The sequence below is a fragment of the Photorhabdus machadonis genome (assembly GCF_052657765.1).
The window spans coordinates 2,219,551-2,244,487 of the sequence record NZ_CP199761.1; the positions used below are offsets into that span (position 1 = coordinate 2,219,551).

Here is a 24,937-nt window from a genome sequence, read left to right on the forward strand (position 1 = left end):
GTCGCTCTTTGACTGACTGACATACTGGAGTGATAAAAATGAGTGAGGAGCGGTATAAACAGAGAAAACAGCGGCAAAAAGAGAGATTCATGGCACAAGTTGCAGCCGCTCAGGAGAACCGAGGGATCGTCATCATCTATACCGGCAAGGGTAAAGGGAAAACAACTGCCGCTATGGGAACCGTTACACGGGCGTTGGGGCATGGATTAACGGCCGGGGTTATCCAGTTTGTTAAAGGAAGATGGTCAGACGGTGAGGGTGCTTTGCTGGAACAACATGGAGTAGAGTGTCAACTCATGCCGATAGAATTTACTGGGAAAATGCAAAATCATGCTAAGGAAATAGCTGCTTGCACGGGGGTTTGGCAACATGCGCTGCGAATGATGCGTGATCCTACGTTATCATTGGTAGTGCTGAGTGAATTGGCTTGTATGATAAATAGTGGTTATCTGTTGCTTGATGAAATTATCAAAGCACTCAACGAGCGGCCAGTCGATCAGACAGTCATCATTACCGGACGAGATTGTCATCCTGCGTTAATTGAGTTGGCTGATACAGTCAGTGAAATGCGTGCTGTAAAACATGTTCCTAAAGGGGAATAAGTTTCCCCTGAAATTTTTTATCCTCTCCTAATACGTATTTTTTATTTAAATTAAAATACAAAAAGATAATTGAATCACATTATCATTTATAGGAGGTTAATTTTTCCTTCTCGAAATAATAGAGAGTGAATAATCGATTTATATTTATTTTTACTGAGGTTGATTATATGGTAATATTATTTTCATAGTGATATAACTGTAGGAAAATAATATGTTTTGAGTTAATTAATTGTGATGAATTTGATAGGCTGTATATTCCACAAAGCTTAATGATACATTAAATAAATTCCATGAAATATATTTCGAGATCTGATAATTTTAATTTGTTTACAAATTGAAATTTCCATCTAATATTGTCGGTGAAAAAATTAATGTTAATTTTTGTTTTAATATGCGGAATGAATTTATATCATATTCTGTTGTGCTCTTTATTAAATTTCGAACAGAGCATAGTTATTTAACTTATAAATTAAGAGATATAATATGTCTATTGAGAATACCAATATAGCTGATCAAACAACGGGCAAAGATTCAGTTGTACTTGGACATGCAGAAGCGCCGGCAGTACATTCTATCGCAATTGGTGCTTCACCCCGTAATTCTAAAACAATCAGTGAAGCGGCTATTGCTATTGGGCAAAACCAACTTGCGGGTAAACAAGGTGATGCGAAGGTCGTTTGGCCAATTGCGATTGGTGCTGATTCTATATCCAGTGGCTTGGCTTCTATCGCTTTAGGGCAAAAGGTCACTGCCAGTGCGGCTCAGGCAGTGGCGATTGGTCAACACTCCTCTGCAATAGAACAAGGGAGCGTTGCATTAGGTGCAGATTCTATTGCTAATAAACCGAATGTTGTTTCTGTAGGAAAAACAGGCCATGAACGTAAGATTGTGCATGTTGCTGCTGGGGATATTTCAAATCACAGTACTGAGGCGGTTAATGGTCAGCAATTACATGCTGAATCGGCAAAGCTTGAAATATTATTGGATGCAAAGAATAAGCAACTAGAAGAGAGAATTGAAACTCTGGAAAGTGATGTAGCCAATCTTACTCTGCTGATTCAGAATAGTACGGATGATCTTGCATTATTGAAGAAACGACTTCTTGATGCATTAAGTTATTAATATCAACTAACTATTGTTTTATATATTCTTGGTCGTCAGGCCAAGAATATAGGGTGGGTAATATGATTTAAGTAGAAAATTAAACTTATTGTCCATCCCTTTTAATTGAAATTGGCCTTTCATTCATCGGATAAAATTTTAAAGAAAACGAGGTGTTGACAGATAAATAACAACATTGTGAACACTCGATATAAAAGATTTGACAGATTTCATGATAAGTTCTCTTTATTGGTAAAATGTGATTTGTTTCACGAAAATCTAAATTGTGACTGTGATTTTAATCAGAAAAACGTCAGAGTCAAGTTGTTTTTAAAAATTATTTTAAATATTAAAATAATTTTGCATGGTGTTTTGAGTAACAGGAAGCTCGCATCTTACGGAGATGGAATGCCGAGCGGTGGTGTAGACGCGGTAAGGTACGCGGTAAGGTAAAGGAGAGGAAATACCAACGCCGAGTTAACGAAAGTCGTCGTTAGGTCTGCTTGTTGGTGTTTGGAGAATCGCTTATAAATTCGTTAAGACCTTGCCAGGGCCAGGTGATACGGGACTGGGAATGACGATAGAACTCATATGATCAATCTTAACGGATTGAGTAGGGTTTATATGTATGATTAATTAAATATTGATATTTGTCATAGGCGTGAAAGTAATAAAATATCTCGTTGTTATATCAGTATTAAATGATAAACAAGTGGAATATTTTCAGAAATATATAGAATCTCAATATGAATAGTTAGGTTGATGAATTGTGAATTATACACTGATATACTTGGGTAAATAGAATAATAACGAATAATGGGCAGATATTCCTCCACCAACAAAAGAAGAATTGCAGCAATATGCCGAAAATAAAAAACAACAACTTATTATAAGGGCTAGCGAACAAATAGCTCCACTACAAGATGCTGTTGATTTAGGTATTGCAACAGAAGTTGAAAAAGATGCTTTATTAATATGGAAGAAATATAGAGTGATACTGAATAGGATTGATATTGCACAGGCTTCCGATATTGAGTGACCGGAACAGCCAAGATAATGAAAAATGACCTGAATAAACAGGGCATTCATACAATATTTTATTGTTGTTGTAATTGTAATACTAAAAAATTCAGTCTGATATATGAAGGCGATGGAATAGTTTCATGTATTGAATGCAATTTGTCATATATATTTCCGGTTGCAATTTGTTTGGTATTTTATTGCTTCTAATTATACAAAAATAATTATTCTTCTAAGTTATAAGAACATTTTATTATTGTTTTTATGAATTAAACTATGACTGTCGTAAATTATGAAGGATTGCTTTAACAATTATTAAACATATTGGTTGTGAATAATGCTATTTAACTTAAGGAGTATATATGAGTGCCAAGAATGATTTTAAAGCTTTTTCTATTGGTAGTAGTGCTAATGTAGTGAGCCAGGAAAAGTATGAAGGAAACCAGAGATTGCAGACTGGATTTTCACTAAATGATATTCCTGTTGATCTGTTAAACAAGGTATTACGTCAGTCATCGACAATAGCATCTATGATAGCTAATTTTATCGCGACACACTCTGGCGATGATGTTTTAGATAATGGTGATATAGTTAAACTTACCGAGCAATTAAATAGAGCTTTAGAAAAAGAAATCACCACAAAAATGCCAAATGCCTCATTAACACAAAAAGGCGCTGTTCGGCTTACCGATGTCTTGGGCAATAGTGATACATTAGCTGTTACGCAAAAACTCATTCAGGATATAATAAATTCATTACGTGAAAATATTGATGCTAAGGTACATAATACCCGAAAAGTTAACGGGAAAGTATTAGCTGAAGATATCAATATTACTTCTCAAGATATCTTTGCTGGTCAGGCGATTAATTTAGGTAATAATGCGAATTTAGATAGCTACAAAACACCAGGAGTTTATTATCAAGAGCATAATTCTAGCGCTCAAAGTGGCAGTAATTACCCTGAGCCGTTCGCGGGTTCGCTTGTTGTATTAAAAGCGGCTGGGGTCATTCAACGTTACTTCGTCTATAACAGCAGTCGGATATATACACGCAGCCAGTTTCATGATAATCCATGGACCCCTTGGGTTAGAGAATATAACGCGGTGAATAAACCTACTGCTGAGGATGTTGGTGCGTATACAAAAGCAGATTCGGATGCTCGATATATTACAGGGATCCGAAAAGTAAATGGAAAGGCTTTAGCTACGGATATCAATATTACGTCTCAGGATATTTTTGCTTACCAGGCGATTAATTTAGGTAGTAATGCGAATTTGGATAGCTACAAAACACCGGGGATTTATTATCAAGAGTCTAATGCTTATGCTAAAAGTGGCAGTAATTACCCTGAGCCGTTTGCGGGTTCACTTATTGTATTGAAAGCAGCCGGGGTTATTCAACGTTATTTCGTTTATAACAGCAGTCGGGTATATACACGCAGCCAGTTTCATGATAATCCATGGACCCCTTGGGTTAGAGAATATAACGCGGTGAATAAACCTACCGCTGAGGATGTTGGTGCATATGCAAAAGCAGACTCTGATGCTCGATATATTACAGGGGTCCGCAAAGTAAATGGAAAAGCTTTAGCGGCAGATATCAACATTACGTCTCAGGATATTTTTGCTGGTCAGGCGATTAATTTAGGTAATAATGCGAATTTAGATAGTTACAAAACTCCGGGGATTTATTATCAAGAGTCTAATGTTTATGCTAAAAATGGCTGTAATTACCCTGAACCGTTTGCGGGTTCACTTATTGTATTGAAAGCAGCCGGGGTTATTCAGCGTTATTTCGTCTATAACAGTAGCCGGGTATATACACGTAGCCAGTTTCATGACAATCCATGGACACCTTGGGCTCAAGAATATAATACCTTAAATAAACCTTCCACTAAGACTATTGAAGAATGTACGAAGGAAGAATCGGCGAATCTCTATATTACGGGTATTCGTATTGGTGCTGAAATTTATAACCAAAATGGAGGTGATTCCGCCGAGATGCTTTATTCTAGCCCTATGCAGTTTTCTAGTAACGACCAATGGTTCACTATCGTAAGAGGATGATAATAATGAATTTAATAAATGTTGGTCCATTTGAACAATATGTGCCTGACAGTGAAAATGCTATTCAATTTGCACTTTATCTTCAAGATAAGCAGGGTAATGATTGGTATAAATCTCAAAGTCAATTTTCAATGGATACATTAAAAATTATGTATGACACGACTGGTCTCATTCGTGCAATAACGACTGATGTATCTAAACTTGCGCCACTTGGTTTTTCCGTCGCAGAAATTAATAAGAATGATGCACCCATAGGATTTGATGAGAAAACCAAAGAGAAATGGATATTTGACGGTCATAAAATATTACTTTATGTTGTTACTAAAGAAGAATTAATCCAGAAAGCAGAATATAAGAAATTTCAACTGCTGACTAAAGTTAATAATATCGTCACGCCACTACAAGATGCTGTTGATTTAGATATTGCTACAGAAGCTGAAAAAAATGATTTATTAGCATGGAAGAAATATAGAGTGATGTTGAACAGAGTTGATATTTCATTGGTCCCTGATGTTAAGTGGCCTGAGCAGCCGAAATAATGAAAATAGTCTGAATGGACAGGCTATTTATATGATGATTCTATTGATGTTGAAGTTAAAATACTGAGAGATTCAGTCTTGAACTTAAAATGGAAAAATTGTGGTAAAAAATAAGAGAGGGGAGAGAAGAGTAACTTCTTGCTATTGAATTTCTTATTGCGATAAATTATAAAAAATAGTTAACACTATAAGAATGTTTAATTAACCTAATAAATTACTTGAGGCACGATCAGAGTTTTTGCAAAGACTCTGATCGTTTAAATTCTATGAGCGAAGCCAAAAAACCGAATTTGAATTTACGTGTCTCAGAATTGACTGTTCTTAAATAGACTTAGGATTAATTATAAAATAATATTATTTAAGTTAAGGGGTTTATATGAGTTCCAAAAATGATTTTAAAGCTTTTTCTATTAGTAATAATGCTAATGTCGTGAGCCAAGAAAGATATGAAGAGAGTAAGGATTTATTGACTGGATTTCCACCCAATGATCTTCCCACGCATTTGTTAAATAAAGTATTGCGTCAATCATCAACCATAGCATCTGTTGTGGCTAATTTTATTGCGGAACAATCTGGTGATGATATTCTGGATGATGGTGATATAGCTACACTTACCGCACAATTAAATAGAGCTTTAGAACAAAAAACCACAAAAAAAATTCCAGATGCTTCATTGACTCAGAAAGGTATTGTTCAGCTTACCGATGTAGTCGGCAATAGTGACACATTAGCTGTTACGCAAAAGCTGGCTCAGGAAATAATAAATTCATTGAGTGAAAATATTAATACCAGAGTACCTAATACTCGGAAAATCAACGGTAAGACGTTGACCGGGGATATTGTGCTTTCCGCGATTGATATCGGAGCAAAACGACCGGGTGATATTTATTTATCTGCACATCCAGCATCAGATTTGGCTAGAGGAGAATATATTGCGAATGGAGCTGTTCACACGATTAATTCAACTATTGGTAGGGCATTGAATAATTTATCTGATGCATATAAGGCAGCATGGGGAATCAAGCGGAATGGTGATAAAATCAACCTCCCTAATCTGTTTGTTGATGGCCGGGGGGTATTTATGCGTGCTGGATTGACACCTGGTGTAATACAGGGAGATGCAATTAGAAATATTACAGGTAATGTAGGGTGGTGGTCTCATGGGCTTTTTACTCATGTCAATGGAGCATTTTATGGTGTTAAGAGTAACGCTAATGTAGTTGCTGCGGGAACGCAAGATAACAGCCAACATTCATATTCAGCATATGCCACTTTTGATGCGTCAAAAGTGGTGCCAACGGCAAATGAAAACCGGCCACTCAATGTCAGTATGATTCCTGTAATTTATTTAGGTGTATAAGATAAGGATAAATTATTATTTTGAGAATATTGGGCTAGTACCTATCTATTGGTTAGTCTGATGCTAATTCAATTAGTAATCTCCTGGTGAATATCCTAAGTGTATAGCCAGAGTTTAAATATGGATTTTGGCTATATATGAATAATATAGGAAGTGATAAAAAATCGCTGCTAATAGATTTTGGAAAATATCGAATATTATTAAATTTTTCAATTGCAATATGTTTGGTTGTTTATTGTTGATAATTATATAAAAATAGTTTCTCATTTTAGTTATAAAAATATTTCATTATTATTTTTATGAGCTAGACTATGGCCGGTGTGAATTATTATGGATTATTTGCACAATGGTTTAATATTTTTTTGTAAATAGATCATGTTATTTAACTTAAGGATTGTATATGAGTATAAAGAATGATTTTAAAGCTTTTTCTATTAGTAATAATTCAAATGTATTGAGTCAATATTATTATGAAAGTAGATCAGAGTTGCAGGATGGATTTAATCCCTTAAAACAATTTGATCTTCACGTGTTAAATAAGGCATTGCGTCAATCTTCAGTTATATCATCCGCTGTAGCTGATTTTATTGCGACAGAATCGGGCAGTGATGTTTTGGATGATGGCAATGTAACCAAAATTACTGCACAATTAAAAAACGTGTTAGAACAGAAAATTGCAAAGTGTTGTAATCTTAATGTGAATACGGCTAACAAGGTTGCAAATGGTTGGTGGAAATGTGGTGATACAGGGATAATTATTCAGTGGGGCCAGGCAAACGGCTCTCTAAATATCAATGATTACAGAAATTTTACCATCCCATTTCCTAATGCTTGTTTCCAGATTGTGGCAACATATGCTGATTTTTATAATTTTGGATCTGGGGTTGCTGCTGTACCTATTTCTGCAAGTCAGTTTATTGTAACGTGCAGAAATTCTGCAAACGAGTTAAAAAATACTTTTGTGAGATATTTTGCGATAGGATATTAATTACCATAGTGTGAAAATAAAAGCATTCTACTCTATAGAATGGGTATTGATTCTGTTTAGTGGAAATATGGGGTGATATTGAATAAAATTGATCTTTCATGGGTTCCTGATGTTGAGCAGAATAAATAATGAAAATGGCCTGAATGCCGGGCCATTTATATAGTGTTTTTGTTGGTGGTGGAATTTATATATTTAAAGGTCCAGTGTGTAATCTGAAATAAAAATTTTTCTAAGAAATGAAAGAGGAGGAATAATAGAAGCTTTTAATATTGAATGGCCTATTTTAGTTGATTATAATAAATGGTAATGTTCTAATTTATAAGAATATTTCATTATTATTTTTATAATCTAATGTTTTAATTGAGTGAAATTCAAATAAATCATCAGTGCAATAACTGAATATGTTAATTATAAATTAATATTGTTTAATTTAAGGGATGTATATGAATATTAAGAATGATTTTAAGGCTTTTTCTACTAGTAATAATGCTAATGTGGTGAGTCAGGATAGATATGAAGAAAGTAAGGATTTGCTGACTGGGTTTCCCCCAAATGATGTTCCCACTCATATGTTAAATAAGGCATTGCGTCAATCATCAACCATATCATCTGTTTTGGCTGATTTCATCTCGACACAATCTGGCGAGGATATTCTTGATGATGGGGATATAGCTAAACTCACTGAGCAATTAAATAGAGCATTAGAGCAAAAAATTTCGAGTATCTCTAACATTCCTGTAGGTGTGCCTGCTCCTTGGCCGACTGTCACACCGCCCGTTGGATGGTTGCAATGTAACGGTGCGGCCTTTGATAAGTCGAAATTTCCGAAATTAGCCGAAGCCTATCCTGATGGTAGATTACCCGATTTAAGAGGCGAATTTATTCGAGGTTGGGATGATGGTCGAGGTATTGATAGTGGCCGTAGAATTTTAACTTATCAGGGAGACGCCATTAGAAATATCCAGGGTTCATTTGCTGGCACGGTAGTGCCAAACTATCATTTGGCAATAAGAGGGGCTTTTTATGCTAGCCAAGTTCTTGGAATAGCAACAGATGGTAGTTTCAAATCGGTAAATAATGTTAACCCGGATACTCCATACGGCTTTGGATTCGACTCGTCGAGGGTTGTTCCTGTGGCCTCAGAGAATCGTCCCCGCAACATCGCATTTAACTACATAGTGAGAGCAGCATAATGATCCCCATGTGTGTGGACTCCTGATGCTGAATGACCGGAGGTGCCGAAGTGATGGGCAGTAAAAATTAGATAATTTTATGTTTTTAGGTAAGAAAGGCGGGTTTGTGAATGGCAGTAAATGCTAGGTTTGAAGCCGGGGTTTTTCCCTCAGCAAATCCCAGGCAAAAAAAAACCAACCTTAACTGGTTGGTTTTTCTAGGGAAATTTGGTCGGCATGATAGGATTTGAACCTACGACCCCCGACACCCCATGACGGTGCGCTACCAAGCTGCGCTACATGCCGATAATTTTCATTATAGTACTGATTTTATGAATTAAAGCAAGTACTGAATGTAATGACCGATTGATTTTTAAGCATTTAGTTAGCTATAAAATGTTTAACCTCTGTGAGTATCTGTAACAGTTGTGCCAGATTGGGTTTAGCATCTTTGACTTCGTTGCCTTCAAGGTCATATAAGGAATAATCACCGTTTTTATCCAGGAACAGGGTATTCTCACTGGTTGTGATGATCAGAGAGCCATTATCACCGGTAATAATCCATGGGCTATTACGTTGTGCTGTAAACAGATCTTCGCCTTGAGAGTAATCGTCAGGAGAGTTGCTGACATGTAACAAACGTTGCATTAGTGTTGTCATGACATCCTGATGGCTTGTCAGTTTATCAATGGCCTGTGATGGTGTTCCTGGCCAATGAATAAGCAGGGGAACATGCATTTGATCACGATTAAATCTGTCATTATTTATCCATTTTGGTGGATGCGCAGCTGTGATTTCACTCTGCGCGGCAGTAATAACAATGACCGTATTATTTAGCGCGTTTTTGTTTTTCAGCGTCTCTAATACAGCATTAATTTGAACATCCAGAGCGGCAGCATTACCCTGTGAGTCAATTTTATCCAGTCCACTCATTTTCAAGAGCGAGAACCACGGGGCGCTGTTAGTGGGTAAATTTAGCCATTGCTGCCATTGTGTTACCGTGAGTTGATTATTTTGGTTGACCGCAGTGGGCAATGAGTAGTCTGAAAGTAATGCCTGACGATAAAGCGGAGTATTGAATCCTGTAGAAGAGAATAAGCCGAACTGATATCCCTGATGAGTCAGTGCATTAATCAGTGCGGATGATTTACGTCCAGCAAGTATGCCATCCAGATAACCAGAAGAAATACCATAAAACAGCCCAAATAGGGCGGTATCATTTTGAATACCATTACTGAAATGTTGATTGAACTGAATGTTGGTTTCTCTGAAATGGGAAAGTACAGGCATATTCTCTGTAATGTCTTTATTATCCAGCCCATCAACCACCAGTATTAATAGGTTGTATCCACTGCCTTTATCCTGATATGTCAGATTATTAAGTGGATATTCCACTGTCAATGCAGCAGGATCCCCCTGTTGCATCAGGCGGCGCTGATATTCTTGTTGATCCAGCAGGCCATGTTTTTCAAGAAACTTACGCGCTGTCATTGGATAAGAGAGCGGCAGGTTAGAGCGTTGCATAGTTATCGGACGATAAAAATTAGCATCAGCCCAGATATACATTATATGGGAAGCCAAAAAGGCAGAAGTAAGGACAGCGGCCAATGGCTTGCTAAGCCGTTGCCGATTCAGGCTGCGTAGTTTCTGCCAACTCCAGGTGCCAAATAACATCTGTACCAGAAAAATGACTGGAATACAGATGAACATAAGTTGCCAGTCCCGCGCAAGTTCCCCTTGATCAGGATTGATAACTAAATCCCAAACTAAAGGGGTAAGGTGAAGGTGGAAACGGTGGTAGATGGTAATGTCGAAGATTAACAGTGTCAGCCCGGCGGTGGCGAAAATAGCCGAAAGAAACCTGAGCAGGCGCTGTGACATGACAATAAATGTCAGTGGAAACAGAATCAGCAGATAAGCGGCAAAAACAATAAAACTAAAGTGCCCAAGCCAACTAGTCAAAGCATAGACACGGCCGAGTAGCGAACCCGGCCAATCAGAAACAAACAGGTAACGGCTACCTAAACCAAGACTAAGTAGGATGTTAAATAAGGCAAACCAGTGCCCCCAGCTAATCATCTGGGACACTTTTTCACGATAACGCTGACGGCTAGTCACCATATTTTGTTTACGTTGTGGTCTTAGAGCCCATCCCATTAGGGCTATTTTATTTGTCATTTTGAACCTGGGCAGTGCTCGAAATCCTCACGTACTATGTGTCCGTTCCGGTTTCTGTGCACTGTCCGTGTTCAAACTGTCTGCAACAATAATTCCTACTGGGATAGGCTCTTAGTTAAAAATTAATGGGCTTTATCTTCGTTTACTGAAGATTTAAGCGCGTGTGCAAACGAGTCGGCAATATGTCTGCGCTGGGCAGGAGATACGCTCGTATTGATTAAATTTGTTACCATATTGCCAAGTACCATCAGAGAAAGATCTGTCGGCGTATGGTTTTTTTCCAGAACACTGACTAATTCTGTTAATAAACGTTCAACGTGTTCGTCACTATAACGAGATGACTGTGGCATAAATTTAGACTTCCTGAACTAACAAAGCACACTATCTTACCGTATAGGTGCGTGATTTTCTGCTCTTTTGTGGCAAATTAATTCACGGTTAAGATTTTATGTTGCAGTCATAGCGCGTCTTGAGCAATTTTTTGATATCTGTCAGTAAATAATAGTTGATGGAACATGGTGAAACATTATTTTTCCCGGGGTTTTTTATTGCAGCAGTTTGTTATCAGTGTTTGAATACGCCGTTAGAGGCGAATGAAGTAAGCTGCGAAAGGAGTAGAAAGAATGAGTCTGCAAATAGACCAAATTGCCTTGCATCAATTAGTCAAGCGTGATGAGCAGACGCTGGATGTCGTGCTACGTGATTCTCTGCTCTCCGCCGATCGCGTGGTGGAAGATATGATGGCTGAATTACACCGTGTATATAGCGCAAAAAGCAAAGCTTACGGCCTGTTTAATGAAGAGAGTGAATTGGCAGAAGCGCTCAGACATCAGCGTAAAGGTGATGAAGATTTTTTGGGGTTCAGTCGCGCAGCAACAGCACGTCTGAGGGATGAACTGGCAAAATATCCGTTTGCTGAAGGTGGGACGGTCCTGTTCTGCCAGTATCGCTATCTGGCGGTAGAGTATTTGTTGATTGCTGTACTTAATAGCTGTAACAGTATGTCTGTTAACGATAATCTGGATCTAAATACCACTCATTATCTGGATATCCCTCATGCTGATATTGTTGCTCGTATAGATTTGACTGAGTGGGAAACCAATCCTGAATCAAGCCGTTATTTGACGTTCCTGAAAGGACGGGTAGGACGTAAGGTTTCAGATTTTTTTATGGATTTTCTCGCTGCCAGTGAAGGGATGAATGCTAAGGTTCAGAATAAGGGGCTATTACAGGCCGTTGATGATTATTGTGAGTCAGGCCAGCTTGATAAAAATGAGCGCCAGGCATATCGCCAGCAAGTATACAGCTACTGTAATGAACAATTGCAGGCAGGAGAGGAAATTGAGATTAAGGCGTTGTCTCAGGAATTGCCAACATTTGGCGAGCAGAATTTCCAGCAATTTTCTCACGAACAGGGATATGAATTGGAAGCGTGTTTTCCAGCAGATCGCAGTACATTGCGTCAGTTAACTAAATTTGCCGGAAGCGGTGGCGGATTGACAATTAATTTCGATGCAATGTTATTTGGCGAAAGAATTTTCTGGGACCCGGTAACGGATACTTTAACAATTAAGGGCACGCCACCAAATTTACGTGACCAGTTACAGCGCCGCAGTGGTGGTCATTGATACCTGAAATAAATAACGCCGCAAATGCGGCGTTATTTACTCGGCGTCCCGAAAAGCTCGACTGTGGCTAATTAAGCACGCAGAAAGTCAATGTGCGCCAGTTTTGGTTTAAACGGATGGCGCTGTACAGCCTGCACTTTAACTTTAGTTTCTTTACCGTCGATAACCAGAGTCAGAACTTCGCTATAAAATTCTGCTTTGTGTTCCATATTGATAACTTGATCGTGATCCAGCTCAACAGAAACAGGCTCCTGGTTGCCACCATATACGATAGCGGGGAACTTGTTAGCTCTGCGCAGGCGGCGGCTCGCACCTTTGCCCTGCTCTTTACGTACTTCTACATTAATAGTAAACATTATTTTTCTCTTTAAAGAAGAAAATAAATCCTGCTACAGGCGACCCAGCAGCAGGTTCGAGATTTGGCTTAACGCGAACGTTAAACGGGCGGCATTCTAGCGAAAAATGGTTGTAACAGCAAATGGAATACGTCAATTGGGGCCTATTAATACAATTCATCTGCTCGACGAAAGCGTCCTTGATAATCAAAGATCTTTTCACGAATCTGCCAGAACTGACCTTTTTTACGGGCGACAACAAAATCGGGATGACGTAACAAAGGTTGCTGATTAACGATGTCTGAAGCCGTTTTCCAGTTAAAAGGTACCGCCGGAGCACGTTGATGCTGACGGATAAACTGGTGCTCAAAGAGCCGACGTTGGGCCGGGGTTGTAAGCCGGAAGCGTTCAGAGGCATCAGCGCCATCTTCATCATAATAGATGATTTTCAGCCATTCTCCTTTACTGTCAGTTCCAGGGATGAGTTGCATACCACCGCAACGTAGTACCAGTGCATCTTTGAGTTTTAATGCCGCTTTCAGCATATCATCGGGATCGACCAGCACCTCTTGGCAACGGTGACAACGCCGTGCTGCAATGTCATTTTCTACACCGCAATGAGGACAGAGTTTAAAACGAAAGCGGAAATCGCATTGACGACGTTTGCCGTGTTGATCGTCTTCCCAGCCCTGACAGCGGCGTCCAAAATGTTCAATAATTTCACCGTCGGAGGTACATTTTCCCCAAAATATATTGGCAAAGTTACAGATAGGGCAGAATACCTGAACCGGTTGGCTCTGCTTATCTGGCCGACTGTTACCAACTTCTGGTGTGTAAAGATCGTGAGGATTTCCTGCATAGTCGAGAATAAGGCAATCTTTTTTACCCGGAAATAATCTTAAACCACGGCCAATAATCTGCTGATATAAGCTGACGGATTCGGTAGGGCGCAGGATGGCTATCAGATCGACATGAGGTGCGTCAAATCCGGTAGTTAATACGGCAACGTTGACCATGTAGCGCAATTGTTGGGCTTTAAAGGCTTCGATAAACAGGTCACGATCGGGGGTTGATGTATCGGTACTGACTAATGCGGCTTGGCCGGAAGGAAGTAATTGAAAGATTTCTTTGGCATGTTCGACTGTTGCAGCAAAAAGCATAACGCCTTTACGGTCAGCCGAATATTCAATGATCTGCCTGATAATATGAGGTGTGACGCGTTTTTGTCGTTTGATTTCACGGTTCAAATCCGTTTCATTGAAAATACCTTGCTGACGGGAGCGGACCTGGCTGAAATCATATTGCATAACTGGCATATCCAGTCGCTGTGGAGGGACCAAGAAACGGTGCTTAATCATATAGCGCAATGGCAATTCATATATGCAGTCACGGAAAAAACTATTTTCATCACCACGGATCATGCTGTGATAGTGATATTGATATATCCAGCCGATAGCCATCCTGTAAGGTGTCGCTGTTAAACCAAGAATACGGAGTTGCGGGTTATTTTGCCTAAGGTGATGAATGATTTGTTGGTACTGGCTGTTTTCATCATCACTGACACGATGGCATTCATCAATTATCAGCAACGAGAATTGATTATCAAAGTGCTTAAGATTACGAGCGACAGATTGTACGCTGCCAAAAACCACTTTTCCTGAACTTTGCTTCTGCTGCAATCCCGCAGAGAAAATATCTGCTTGTAAACCGTATGCACAATATTTGCCGTAATTCTGTGCAACTAATTCTTTTACATGCGCCAATACTAAGACTCTTCCTCGAGCCAGTTTTGCCAGTTCAGCAATAACCAAGCTTTTACCTGCTCCGGTTGGTAACACAATGACTGCGGGCTCACGATGATGCCGGAAATGATTAACGGTGGCATCCACAGCTTCTTGCTGATAGGGGCGTAAAGTGAAAGTCATATTCGTTCCGCAACAGAAAAATATTTGCGAAAGGGTAACATTTTTCTTATCAATTTGCTGTGGATAGACGTAAGGTAGGATAATTATCTGATTGAGTGAAACTATAACCCGTTATAATAAATAGATAATTGTTGTTTATAGTAAACATGGTTATGATTAGTATTGAAAGCTTTTGAATTCATCTCACATTATCTTTTTTGGTGGCTTTACGGTAGTCGTACCAACAAGATAGTAGGGTCACGTTTATTTTTAAATTAATTTAATATAGGTATCTTCATCCATGCGATTGGATAAATTTCTGTCACAACAGCTTAGTATCAGCCGGAATGAAGTGGGGCGTGAGTTGCGCGCGGGGCGTATCACTGTTGATGATGAGATTGTAAAAACCGGAGCTTATAAATTAACGCCAGAGCAACAGGTTATGTTTGATGGTTCATTACTGGAACAGCAGCAAGGGCCTCGCTATTTTATGTTAAATAAACCTCAGGGGTATGTCTGCTCCACGGATGACCCGGTGAATCCGACGGTTCTCTATTTTATTGATGCGCCAGCGGCGCATAAATTACACACGGCTGGTAGGCTGGATATGGATACCACGGGTCTGGTTTTGTTGACTGATGATGGTCAATGGTCCCATCGTATTACGTCCCCAAAACATCATTGTGAAAAAACCTATCTGGTCACTCTTGACTATCCTGTTGTAGAAGGGACAGCAGATAAATTTCTTGCGGGTGTCCAACTCAATGGTGAAAAAACACTGACAAAACCCGCTCAACTGGAAATTCTGGCACCTCAATTAGCTCGTCTGACTCTCAGTGAAGGGCGTTACCATCAAGTAAAACGCATGTTTGCAGCGGTAGGTAATCGGGTAACAGCGCTTCATCGTGAGCGAATCGGTGAAATTATCTTAGATCCTGAGTTGCAACCAGGGGAGTATCGATCGTTATCTGATCAAGAAGTAGCCAGCATCAATGCGCCTTAATCTTAGCGTTCATCCCTGCAGGGCTATTTTATTTATTTTCCGTTCTTTTTAGTCAAGAGAGCACTTGGGCAGTGTTCAGGCAAAAGCGATAGTTTTTGAACGCACTTTGGTGTGATCCGAGGAAAGAACGAAGCGAATCGGACTTTACGTATTGTGTGTACGCTCTGGGTTCTGTGCGCTGTCCGTATCCAACACATTCACAAGAACAGTCCGCAACAATCATGCTTACTGAGGCAGGTTCTTAGTTTTAGTTAATTATTTTAAATTATTGGAGTAATACGCGTGCAACAACAACGATCATCCTATTTAGGGTTGATTTTGATCCTTGGGCTGCTTTCTATGCTAATGCCTCTTGCCATTGACATGTACTTACCCAGTTTGCCGACCGTTGCCGAGGATTTCGGTGTGGATAGTGGGCGGGTTCAGATGACATTGAGCAGTTATATTCTTGGTTTTGCTATCGGTCAGATGATATATGGCCCAATGGCTGACAGTTTGGGCCGTAAGCCGGTTATTCTGGGTGGCGTTATTGTGTTTGCTCTGGCTTCAGCCGCGTGTACGATAGCCAAGGATATTGACGGTTTTATTTATATGCGGTTTTTGCATGGGTTTTCCGCCGCTGCTGCGAGTGTTGTTATTAATGCTTTGATGCGGGATATGTTCACGAAAGATGAATTTTCACGCAGTATGTCTTTTGTGATATTGGTAATGACTATTGCACCATTAATCGCTCCAATTCTTGGTGGCATGATGATGATTTGGTTCACATGGCATGCTATTTTCTGGAGTATTGCGATCACGGCTGTTATTGGGGTATTCCTTGTCGCTTTCTTTATAAAAGAAACTTTACCGAAAGAGAAAAGACAAAAGTTTCATCTTCGTACAACCCTAAGCCAGTTTATGATGTTATTCCGCCAGCGCCGTGTGTTTTGTTACATGCTCGCCAGCGGATTTTCGTTTGCGGGAATGTTTTCTTTTCTCAGTGCCGGGCCATTTGTTTATATTGAGTTGAATGGCGTGTCGCCGCAGAAATTTGGTTATTATTTTGCGCTGAATATCGTATTTCTGTTTGTGATGACGACAATAAATAGTCGTTATGTACAGCGCTTTGGTGCGTTGAGAATGATGTATTTTGGTTTGAGTGTGCAGTTTATTATGGGGATCTGGCTGCTGTTGTCTACCGCGCTGAATTTTGGTTTTATTTCTTTGGTCATCGGTGTGGCAGCTTATGTCTGTGGTATTGCTATGATTACATCCAATGTAATGGCGGTGGTTTTAGATGGTTACCCGCATATGGCAGGGACAGTATCTTCATTGGCAGGTACCATTCGTTTTGGGATTAGTGCTTTGGTTGGAGTATTACTTGCCATGTTCCCTGCGCGAAGTGCCTGGCCAATGGTTGGTTCTATGGTTTTATGTGTTATTTTGGCTACATTGTTTGTTATATATGCAAAAAGAAGTCGCGGTTAAAAATAGAAGGCTGCTTTATGTGCAGCCTTTTCCTTAGATAGGCAGTAATTTATTACAGAAAGATGTCTGCCTTCGTTGATATATTCCTTTAAATAACCATTCAGATTAGGAGATTGTGCCACACTGTGTTATTCGAATATTGGCTATTAAGCCATAAAATGGTCATAACTATTTGGTATCAAAAACATTTTCTGTATCATTAAAATATTCATTAGAATTTTTAATGATATTAGCGGGATTATTGGGTTTTCCCCTGAATATTAGGGATATTTAGGTGTTGAATGGTTTAATGATATCTATATTCATTCATGAATGAAGCTATTGTTGTTTCATTCTTTTGTTACTTCTTATATGCCGTATTCATTGATTTTTATATTCGGATTGGACTGAGAGGTTGACGTATAAATGCAAGGAAATTCCGAACTGTTTTACTGTGGGAATAAGTAATTATTAATACATTGATGGTGATTATAAGTCTGTTGTTGTATTTTTGTTAAATTAAAAATATTCAAGAGCGTTATCATTAGGTTGTTATTAATTTTTCCTTATAAAACACATTGTTATCTATCTGTTTTTACAGTTCTTGCTTGATTTATATGTTAAAGATTTGAGTTGAAAAAATAAAATATGTAAACAATCGTTAAACATACAGTTAGTTTTTTGCATAAAAAGAAGTTGAGTTTTCTTTTAAAAAAGTATAAATATATGCAAAACGCGATCTTGATCTCATTTTTTCTAAGGTGAAGTTTGAAATTAATGTAATACTATAAACACAAATTTAACTTTTTGTTTACCTTTTTGGGGAGTTAGTTATTCGGTTTTGGCGAGTAGAACACCTGAAGATAGTCGCTAACTTTAACTTTTGTATCTATGTTCTTTCAGGTAGGAATAATTTGTGAATAATATTCAGCTTTCGGTGGTACATCGACTACCGCAAAGTTACAGGTGGTCACCCGGTTTTGCGGGTATCAAAGTTGAGCCACTTCCAGTTGATGAAGTGAATGTAAAAAGCAGCCTGATGGGGTTGAAGTTACTCAGCCATGAAGATATGGCTGCATGGAATGTCATGCAAAAATTACAGCAATCACTTGCTGATATGCAAATTGAAAGTACTGTGATTGAGTGGGAAGGTCAGCCGTGCTTGTTTGTTGATAGTGAAGACGAGAGTGCGGTTATGTGTCGTTTGAAGACACTTGGTGCTGCGATTGCTGAAAAGATAACAGCTCTTTATCCATTCTGATATAAACGCGAAAAGCGCTTCCTTTGATGGAGGCGCTTTTTTGTACGCAAGGGAAAGGATTTTTAGCCGTTAGGAGGCATGATGCTATGGTTGATGACCCGGCGACCACCATAATAACGTTTGCTCCAGTATGTGCTGTTTAACCTGGAAACAATCACACCATTGCTAGTGGAGGCATGAACGAATTGGTCATTGCCAACATAGATACCAACATGCCTTGTACGGGCACCCGTCTTAAACAAAACCAGATCGCCAGGACGTAATTTTGAGCGGTCGATTTTTTTGCCAATATTTTGTTGTTCAAATGTTGAACGCGGTAGTTCCATGCCAAACTGGTCACGGAAAGTACGTTGAACAAAGCCAGAACAATCAATACCGCGTTTAGTATTGCCGCCGAGTCGATAGGCAACCCCTTTCCAGCCATTGTATTGACTGAGAATTTTGGATTTTATGTCCAGATTACGAACTAGCGCTTCGAATTCATCTTGAGACGCTTGAAGTAAGAAGCCGTTCTTACCGTTTACTGCATGCGTATCAGTTTGTGTATTGCGAAACTTTGAAGAATCTGGTGAGCTGCACGCGGATAAAGTGATCGCTACGAACAGCGCGGGTATCAGCCGCATAATGTATCTCAGTACCGGTTGAGACTTGACCATTATTTTTGTTTTCCCTTGCTATCCTTACCTTAAGTTGGTCGCTATTATTGAAAAATATCAAACGCTTCGAAGACTGGTGTTAGAAAAAGCAATAAGTAAACAACGCGCTTGGTACAAAAACGCGCTGGACGCTACGTTTTATAACGATATTTACAATAAATGTTATTCAAACCGAGAGTACAGAAACAATCAGGAAAAGGCGAGTATTTAATGGCATAATTTACAAAAAATTAGATTTCTCAGTACGAGAGATTAGCAATGTTGCTAATTTATGTTATTTATGTGGATTTTATGAGTCATCAGGAAGGTTAAATACTTCCCCAATATTCATCAGTAAGAAAGGTGTGCAAGAAGGGTTTTATACTGGGCAACCAATTTGCGGTAGATTCTTATCCAACCAGTTAATCATTATGTCACTTAATGGTGTTAATAATAACCAACTTGTTCCAATGAGAACCAGAGATAAAGAACCGACGGCAATATCAGTAAACCAATGTGCTCCCGCCATAATACGGGGTAGCGTAAACATGACGACAATCAGTAATGCAATGGCGAATGCTGTAACTGAGATATAGCGAAGGATGAAGTAGCTGAAAATGAGTAGCATTAATCCATGATCGCCTGGAAAACTATCGCCGGATGAATCTTTAGTCATCAGATTAGTCATTTCGCTAATACGATTGATATTATCAAATGTTAATGTCGGGCTTGAACGAATGACAGGGAGCTGATGGCCGATTTGGTTAAGTGTAATTGCGCTTATCAGCATGACCAGGCCAATCATGAATAATCTGCGTTTGCCAGCGTAATTTTGCTTACGAAATACGCGGTAATAAAGCAATCCCATACAGAAAAGTGAAATCACATCAAAAGCTCTGATATTCACGAATGCTACAAATTCTGTGAATTTTGAACCTGGTATTAGTTTTTCGTTAAAGAAGTAAAAAATCGCTGAGTCGATATTGAACCAAAAACCGTGGTGTTCTGGTAAATACCAGGAGAAAAATAAAGCGATCCCTAACAGGTCAAGTGTAAATATGGCAAACGGGTGACTGCGTGTCATGGGATACCTATTTGTTAAAAGTAAAATTCAGTAATAACTAAGCTCATAATATGTAGGTTAATATAACAAATGTTGGATAATAATGTCATGAATCAAGTTCCTATCATAAGTTAATCTGGTGGTTTTTTTATCTATTTTGTGATTGGTTTGATAAATACTTATGCTCAATTTTGCTGTTTTCACTGAGTAAGGATGGGAATATTTAAAGTTATAAATTCTTAATTTATTGATAATTGATTCTGATAATTTTCATATTGAAAGATGTAAATTTTTTAATTAGTTTTAAAAGCTAAAAACAGTAAAAAAATAACAAAAACAGCCGTTACCAGTAGCATGGACTGATAAATTTTTCCAATCTCCAGATTGATTTTGCATTTGGAAATCTCAGCAAATAATGCTGTCTTATGGTGAGGGTTTTATGTCTATGTTCCGGGTTATGGTGGGTTGTTTTTTCCTGATGACTCCTGATGTTGTGAGTAGTGAGTCAGAGGCAAGACCAAGTTTAGGGGTTATTCACTTTTCAGGTACAATTGTTGAATCACCGTGTCGTTTTGATTGGCATGAGGACTGGACGGATACCACTTGCTGGCGAAAGGGAGATAAAATTACCCAGCGACGAAAACTGGATTTCCAAAATGATGTTTATTTTTATCTACCACACCAAATTGGTATAACAGAAATTAAATGGATAAAAGGAGAAAGGAAAATCGGAATTGTTACAATTTACTATAATTGATATTAAAAGAAATTTTAAATATTATTTCTTCAATACTTAACTGAAGAATATTCGGAATTTCATTCTTTATTTCTGAGTAACATTAATGAAAGTTAATGGAAAATTTATATTTGTATTTTATTTGAAATTTAAATTATGATAAAACCATAATGGAAAAGTTAATGAAATAGTTGAAAATGAGTTGCCCTGTTTTATACAGAGCAACTTAGGATTAGCTAATGATTGTTAATCACAACGCCCCATATAGCGACGTTCTGCAATATGAATACGGATTTTTTCGCCGTTACTGATATATTCAGGTACTTGGACGGTCAGCCCGGTACTCATTTTTGCAGGTTTTGTCCGCGCACTGGCCGAGGCACCTTTAATTCCGGGGGTAGTTTCTTCAATAACCATATCGACTGTCTGCGGTAGTTCAAGGGCAATAACTTGCCCCTCTATGGTCAGAACTTGCATACCTGGCAGGCCACTTTCAGGGATGAATAGCAACTCTTCTTCGATTTGTTCTTTTTTAAAATGATAAGGCGTGAAATCTTCGTCATCCATGAAGACATATTCATCACCATCAATATAGGAAAGATTAACGCTGCGGCGAGTTAGGCTAATCGTATCAATGATATCATCGCCTTTGAAACGTTCTTCCACTTTTTGTCCGGTGCGGATATCGGTAAAACGCATTTTATATAGTGTACTGGCTCCCCGGGCGCTTGGTGCTTGAATATCAATATCTTTGACTAGCAGTAACTTACCATTATAACTGACGGCAATACCGCGTTTAATTTCGTTGGCTTTAGCCATATGTAACCTTCTATAAAACTGGGAGAGAATAATTGGCGACAAAATTACTCGCAGTTAGGGAATTAGGCAAGAGGGGATCAGAAAACCCCAGCGTTTTTTACGTTGGGGTTTGTAGAAAGAATATCGGATATATCAGCGATACATGGGCAATAAATCAAAGGAGGCTAGGATATGAGCTATCGCGTTCATCAAGCCAAACAGAATGATAAATCCGATAAGGAAGTTTCCGCCTGGTGCCCGATAACTGGCATCAGGGAAGCGACGACGACTTGCTCGCGCCATAAGTGCAGGGACAATAACGGCCCAGATGGTTGCGGCTAATCCGGCAAAGCCGATGGCATACAGAAAACCATTGGGAAACAGCAAAGCCAGGGCTGTAGGTGGAATAAATGTTACTAATGCAGATTTTAACCGGCCAGTGCTGTTATCTTTAAAACCAAAGAAATCAGCTAGGTAATCAAATAACCCCAAAGAGACACCGAGAAAGGAACTTGCTAATGCCATATAAGAGAATGCATTTAGAAGCTGGGTAACGATTGTGCTATTTGTTGTATTATCCATTTGTTTCAGTAAGTCACCGATATTCCCGCCATCAGCAATAATCTGTCTGAATGTTTCACGGGGAATATTTCCCTGAATGACATATTGCCACAAGATATAAATAGCCAGTGCGATTAGCGTACCGAATAATAGACTACGAACAACGGCTTTGCTGTCCTTCTGATAATATTTTACCAAACCAGGGACGTTACCGTGATATCCGAAAGAAGCCAGTAAATAGGGCAGAGCGGTTAAAGCGTAAGGTATATAACTTGTTGTCGTGTCGCTTGACATAGCATCGATCTGATTAAATAGGATGACAGATTTAACTTCTGTAAACATGCCACCGACGGACATAAAAAAGGCAATAACCATACCACCGATCAATATTGTGCTCAGACGATCGACAGCTTTAGTCGATATCCAGACAATAAAGGCGACAATAAAGGCGAAAATAAAGCCAGCATTAGCCTGTGATATTGAAGTAATATTTTCAAAATTGTGGGCAATGATTGAACTACCCGCTGAAATATAGGCGTAGGTCAGTATATAGAGAACGAATGCAATGGATAAGCCATTGATTGCATTCCATCCTTTGCCGAGTAAATCTTTAGTCATGGTATGGAAGCTTACACCTGATGGATAATTTAGGTTGGCTTCCAGAATCATTAAGCCGGAAAAATACATACATGCCCATGTGTAAACCAGCAGAATAATTGAGCCGGTAAACCAGACACCGGAAGTCACCACGGGAATGGAGAACATCCCAGCACCAACCGCGGTTCCGGCAATTATCATTGCCCCACCTAGTATGGAGGGGCGCTTTAAACTCTGAGTTGCCTCAATGGACATATTAACTCCTGCTGAGTATGTTGTTTCATTGTACTAGCTTAAAGATACATTTTTGTATGTAGAGTGTAAATAGACGTCATAAAGGATTATTTGAAATTGAACTAATATAAGTTGGTTCATTCAGTAAGATAGAAGCTATTCTCTTGCCACATTTTTATGGCATTCCGGCTGGCTTCAAAATGAGGTACAGGGAGATTATCAGGATCGCACCACATAAATTGTTCGCATTTTTCCGGCTCCATTATTATTGGTTCACCACCTGGGTGTTTAGCCAACAAACAGACTGAAATGGTATGTTTCCCTTCTTTTTGATACGTCTGAAGATTATTACAAACACCATAGACTTTTGGTGATTGTATCGTCAGACCTGTTTCTTCTTTAATTTCACGGATTGCACATTGTTCAAATGTTTCTCCGGCATCAACATGACCACCAAATATTGACCAGTATGGAGCATGTTTACTGCTGCGTTTTCCAAGTAATACCTGACCATATTCATTCACAATAATAACGCCAACACCAACAATTACGGACATTTGATATATTCCTTCAGATAAGTTTCAGCAAATTAGCATCTCTTTTTGAGAAAAAAATTCAAGATTATTCTTACCTGCAAATCAGTTTAAGATAACGATCAAGAAAGTATGGAATTTAACTGAAACGATTCAATTTTAATGGTATAAATGGAACTGAAAATTCATAGTAATGCTAATGATTATCTACTTAGGAGACATCGGGCAAAATGAGCCGTAGAGTTGCCACTATCACCTTAAACCCAGCTTATGATTTGGTTGGATTGTGCCCGGAAATCGTCAAAGGGGCGATTAATCGTGTGCAAGCAGCCGGGCTGCATGCTGCTGGGAAAGGCAATAATGTTGCTAAAGTTTTGCGTGATTTAGGCATTGATGTCACTGTCAGTGGTTTTCTGGGTAGGGAAAATCAGGAAGGATTCCAGCAATTCTTCAGTGAAAATGACATGGAAAATCGTTTCCATTTAGTGCCGGGTAGAACACGGATTAATGTCAAATTAACAGAAGAAAGCGGTGAAGTGACGGATTTCAACTTCTCTGGTTTTTATGTTGGTGAAGCGGAATGGTCGGAATTTGTTAATGATTCGCTTTCATGGCTCGGACAGTTTGATATGGTTGTTGTCAGTGGTAGCTTACCGGCGGGTGTCTCTGCTGAATCGTTTACCGATTGGATGACCCACCTGCGCCAGCTTTGTCCTTGTATTATTTTCGACAGCAGCCGTGAGGCGTTGGTTGCAGGTCTGAAAGCGTCCCCTTGGTTAGTTAAACCGAATCGTTATGAGCTTGAGGTCTGGGCGGGGCGCAAGTTACCTGAACTATCCGATGTGATCATGGCCGCACATCAACTTAGGGGACAGGGAATTGCTCATGTCGTCATATCTTTGGGTGAGCAGGGCGCATTATGGGTTAATGCATCTGGGGCATGGGTGGCAAAACCACCGCCTTGTAAAGTTGTCAGCACTGTGGGGGCCGGTGATTCAATGGTCGGTGGTTTGGTTTATGGGTTGCTGATGCGGGAATCCAGTGAACACACGTTGCGATTGGCAACAGCTGTGTCGGCGCTTGCAGTTAGCCAGCCTAATGTGGGTATCAGCAATCGCCCTGAATTAGCCGCAATGATGGCTAAAATTGAACTGACACCCGTTAAATGAAAAGG

At 39.2% G+C, this 24,937-nt stretch carries 23 protein-coding genes and 1 tRNA gene; 14 read left to right on the plus strand and 10 right to left on the minus strand.

Translation table 11 applies throughout. The features are described from left to right. Positions 1 to 38 precede the first annotated feature (38 nt). The 8 genes from cobO (at position 39) to ACUN2T_RS10680 (ending at position 8,869) form a co-directional block, all read left to right on the plus strand. Positions 39 to 602: a cob(I)yrinic acid a,c-diamide adenosyltransferase gene (gene cobO, locus ACUN2T_RS10645; protein WP_445497425.1), complete on the plus strand. Its 564-nt coding sequence runs from the start codon at positions 39 to 41 to the stop codon at positions 600 to 602. A gap of 483 nt (positions 603 to 1,085) precedes the next feature. After that, the gene (locus ACUN2T_RS10650; protein WP_445497426.1) at positions 1,086 to 1,724 is read left to right on the plus strand and encodes a hypothetical protein; all 639 of its coding nucleotides are present in this window, start codon (positions 1,086 to 1,088) and stop codon (positions 1,722 to 1,724) included. 829 nt (positions 1,725 to 2,553) lie between these two features. Continuing rightward, positions 2,554 to 2,742 carry a tail fiber assembly protein gene (locus tag ACUN2T_RS10655; protein WP_445497427.1) on the plus strand — a complete coding sequence of 63 codons (189 nt, stop codon included), beginning with the start codon at positions 2,554 to 2,556 and terminating at the stop codon, positions 2,740 to 2,742. A 343-nt stretch (positions 2,743 to 3,085) separates the two neighbouring features. Further along, positions 3,086 to 4,789, plus strand: coding sequence for a phage tail protein (locus ACUN2T_RS10660; protein ID WP_445497428.1), 1,704 nt, complete (start codon positions 3,086 to 3,088; stop codon positions 4,787 to 4,789). A gap of 5 nt (positions 4,790 to 4,794) precedes the next feature. After that, on the plus strand, positions 4,795 to 5,328 hold the full coding sequence (locus ACUN2T_RS10665) for a tail fiber assembly protein (protein ID WP_445497429.1): 534 nt from the start codon (positions 4,795 to 4,797) through the stop codon (positions 5,326 to 5,328). Positions 5,329 to 5,704: 376 nt separating this feature from the next. Beyond that, positions 5,705 to 6,688, plus strand: a complete 984-nt coding sequence (locus tag ACUN2T_RS10670) for a tail fiber protein (RefSeq protein ID WP_445497430.1) — start codon at positions 5,705 to 5,707, stop codon at positions 6,686 to 6,688. 400 nt (positions 6,689 to 7,088) lie between these two features. Next, a complete protein-coding gene (locus tag ACUN2T_RS10675; RefSeq protein ID WP_445497431.1) occupies positions 7,089 to 7,676 on the plus strand; it encodes a gp53-like domain-containing protein in 588 nt (195 codons plus the stop codon). Positions 7,677 to 8,119: 443 nt separating this feature from the next. Continuing rightward, complete coding sequence (locus ACUN2T_RS10680) at positions 8,120 to 8,869, plus strand: phage tail protein (protein ID WP_445497432.1); 750 nt, start codon at positions 8,120 to 8,122, stop codon at positions 8,867 to 8,869. Between the two features lie 208 nt (positions 8,870 to 9,077). Here ACUN2T_RS10680 and ACUN2T_RS10685 read toward each other — a convergent pair. The 3 genes from ACUN2T_RS10685 to ACUN2T_RS10695 form a co-directional block, all read right to left on the minus strand. Further along, a tRNA-Pro gene (locus ACUN2T_RS10685) sits at positions 9,078 to 9,154 on the minus strand. 75 nt (positions 9,155 to 9,229) lie between these two features. Beyond that, positions 9,230 to 10,969: an LPS biosynthesis-modulating metalloenzyme YejM gene (yejM, locus tag ACUN2T_RS10690; protein ID WP_445497853.1), complete on the minus strand. Its 1,740-nt coding sequence runs from the start codon at positions 10,967 to 10,969 to the stop codon at positions 9,230 to 9,232. Between the two features lie 179 nt (positions 10,970 to 11,148). Beyond that, positions 11,149 to 11,376, minus strand: coding sequence for a YejL family protein (locus ACUN2T_RS10695; protein WP_036772527.1), 228 nt, complete (start codon positions 11,374 to 11,376; stop codon positions 11,149 to 11,151). A gap of 273 nt (positions 11,377 to 11,649) precedes the next feature. On the opposite strand from ACUN2T_RS10695, the gene yejK reads away from it, so the two are divergent. Beyond that, on the plus strand, positions 11,650 to 12,654 hold the full coding sequence (gene yejK / locus ACUN2T_RS10700; RefSeq protein WP_445497433.1) for a nucleoid-associated protein YejK: 1,005 nt from the start codon (positions 11,650 to 11,652) through the stop codon (positions 12,652 to 12,654). 71 nt (positions 12,655 to 12,725) lie between these two features. Here the strand turns inward: yejK and rplY are convergent, their stop codons facing one another. Further along, the gene (rplY, locus tag ACUN2T_RS10705; protein WP_445497434.1) at positions 12,726 to 13,010 is read right to left on the minus strand and encodes a 50S ribosomal protein L25; all 285 of its coding nucleotides are present in this window, start codon (positions 13,008 to 13,010) and stop codon (positions 12,726 to 12,728) included. 146 nt (positions 13,011 to 13,156) lie between these two features. Next, a complete protein-coding gene (locus tag ACUN2T_RS10710; protein WP_445497435.1) occupies positions 13,157 to 14,914 on the minus strand; it encodes a DEAD/DEAH box helicase in 1,758 nt (585 codons plus the stop codon). 280 nt (positions 14,915 to 15,194) lie between these two features. Between ACUN2T_RS10710 and rsuA the strand changes: the two genes are divergently transcribed. From rsuA to ACUN2T_RS10725, 3 genes are all read left to right on the plus strand, one after another. Continuing rightward, on the plus strand, positions 15,195 to 15,896 hold the full coding sequence (gene rsuA / locus ACUN2T_RS10715; protein WP_445497436.1) for a 16S rRNA pseudouridine(516) synthase RsuA: 702 nt from the start codon (positions 15,195 to 15,197) through the stop codon (positions 15,894 to 15,896). A 282-nt stretch (positions 15,897 to 16,178) separates the two neighbouring features. Next, positions 16,179 to 17,366 carry a Bcr/CflA family multidrug efflux MFS transporter gene (locus ACUN2T_RS10720; RefSeq protein ID WP_445497437.1) on the plus strand — a complete coding sequence of 396 codons (1,188 nt, stop codon included), beginning with the start codon at positions 16,179 to 16,181 and terminating at the stop codon, positions 17,364 to 17,366. A gap of 895 nt (positions 17,367 to 18,261) precedes the next feature. Beyond that, entirely contained in the window at positions 18,262 to 18,606 is a 345-nt protein-coding gene (locus ACUN2T_RS10725) for a YejG family protein (protein ID WP_021324547.1), read from the plus strand. Between the two features lie 62 nt (positions 18,607 to 18,668). On the opposite strand, the gene mepS is transcribed toward ACUN2T_RS10725, so the two are convergent. Both mepS and ACUN2T_RS10735 read right to left on the minus strand, forming a co-directional pair. Then, positions 18,669 to 19,262 (minus strand): bifunctional murein DD-endopeptidase/murein LD-carboxypeptidase, encoded by a 594-nt coding sequence (mepS, locus tag ACUN2T_RS10730; RefSeq protein ID WP_445497438.1) that lies wholly within the window; start codon positions 19,260 to 19,262, stop codon positions 18,669 to 18,671. 358 nt (positions 19,263 to 19,620) lie between these two features. Continuing rightward, entirely contained in the window at positions 19,621 to 20,325 is a 705-nt protein-coding gene (locus ACUN2T_RS10735; RefSeq protein WP_445497439.1) for a phosphatase PAP2 family protein, read from the minus strand. A gap of 418 nt (positions 20,326 to 20,743) precedes the next feature. Between ACUN2T_RS10735 and ACUN2T_RS10740 the strand changes: the two genes are divergently transcribed. After that, complete coding sequence (locus ACUN2T_RS10740) at positions 20,744 to 21,061, plus strand: hypothetical protein (RefSeq protein ID WP_445497440.1); 318 nt, start codon at positions 20,744 to 20,746, stop codon at positions 21,059 to 21,061. Between the two features lie 225 nt (positions 21,062 to 21,286). Here the strand turns inward: ACUN2T_RS10740 and yeiP are convergent, their stop codons facing one another. From yeiP to ACUN2T_RS10755, 3 genes are all read right to left on the minus strand, one after another. Beyond that, the gene (yeiP, locus tag ACUN2T_RS10745) at positions 21,287 to 21,859 is read right to left on the minus strand and encodes an elongation factor P-like protein YeiP (RefSeq protein ID WP_445497441.1); all 573 of its coding nucleotides are present in this window, start codon (positions 21,857 to 21,859) and stop codon (positions 21,287 to 21,289) included. 132 nt (positions 21,860 to 21,991) lie between these two features. After that, complete coding sequence (mtr, locus tag ACUN2T_RS10750) at positions 21,992 to 23,251, minus strand: tryptophan permease (RefSeq protein ID WP_445497442.1); 1,260 nt, start codon at positions 23,249 to 23,251, stop codon at positions 21,992 to 21,994. A 116-nt stretch (positions 23,252 to 23,367) separates the two neighbouring features. Beyond that, the gene (locus tag ACUN2T_RS10755; protein ID WP_445497443.1) at positions 23,368 to 23,787 is read right to left on the minus strand and encodes a nucleotide triphosphate diphosphatase NUDT15; all 420 of its coding nucleotides are present in this window, start codon (positions 23,785 to 23,787) and stop codon (positions 23,368 to 23,370) included. 206 nt (positions 23,788 to 23,993) lie between these two features. On the opposite strand from ACUN2T_RS10755, the gene fruK reads away from it, so the two are divergent. Further along, a complete protein-coding gene (gene fruK, locus ACUN2T_RS10760) occupies positions 23,994 to 24,932 on the plus strand; it encodes a 1-phosphofructokinase (protein WP_445497444.1) in 939 nt (312 codons plus the stop codon). Positions 24,933 to 24,937 lie beyond the last annotated feature (5 nt).